A 931-nucleotide genomic window follows, 5' to 3' on the forward strand; every position below is an offset into this window, starting at 1 on the left:
CGGTTCGATATTAATTAATGGCGATGGCACATTCACCTTTACCCCAGAAAAAGACTACAACGGAGCGGTGCACTTTAGCTATGATGTCAAAGATGCCCACGGTGGTGTGACACACACTGGCGCATCAACGACGCTCTCGGCTGTTGGCGATAAAGCCCAAATCGCTGGCGTTGATACTGGTTCAATAACCGAAAACAGCGCGGGTGTCGACATGTCACCCGACTATGCTCACTCAGGCATCGCCACACTTGGCAATACAACACTCTATGCTGATGGCAAGCTGACCATCACAGACCCCGATCTAGGCGAGTCAGGATTTGAACGCCAAGGCAGCAATGGTTACGACTATCACGGCACCTATGGCGATCTAATCTTACTCACCGATGGCACCTGGCATTACCATGCCGATGCTGGGCATCTATCAGGTATAGGTGCTAGACCCACAACGCGTGGCACTGCAATTGACCAACTTGGTGAAGGGCAAAGCTTAACCGATACGATTACAGTCCATTCAAAAGATGGTACAACACACGATATTGTCATCACCATTCACGGCAGTAACGACAGACCTTACTGTTCATCTGAAGTGGTGCTTGCAAATGGCAGTGAAGATACACGCCAAACCTTAACCACTGCGCAACTATTAGCGAATACCGTCGATGTGGATGCCAATGACGCCGGTAAACTAACCATTGAAAACCTGCATGCTGACCATGGATCCATTCTAAACAATGCCGATGGCACGTTTACCTTTACCCCAGAAAAAGACTATAACGGCGATGTACACTTCAGCTATGACGTTAAAGATGCACACGGTGGTGTAACATATACTGGCGCATCAACAACACTCTCGGCAGTTGGCGATGCTGCGATCTTCACCGGAAATAAAAACGGTCAAATTACAGAAGATCGCCATGTACAAGGTGATGCC

General features: G+C 48.7%; 1 protein-coding gene. It reads left to right on the top strand.

What is annotated here, in order from left to right; genetic code table 11:
• The coding region (locus A1QO_RS07140) for a cadherin-like domain-containing protein (protein WP_038131389.1) at window positions 1–931 on the top strand (931 nt) is incomplete at both ends.

Source organism: Vibrio genomosp. F10 str. ZF-129 (assembly GCF_000287055.2).
Lineage (GTDB): Bacteria > Pseudomonadota > Gammaproteobacteria > Enterobacterales > Vibrionaceae > Vibrio.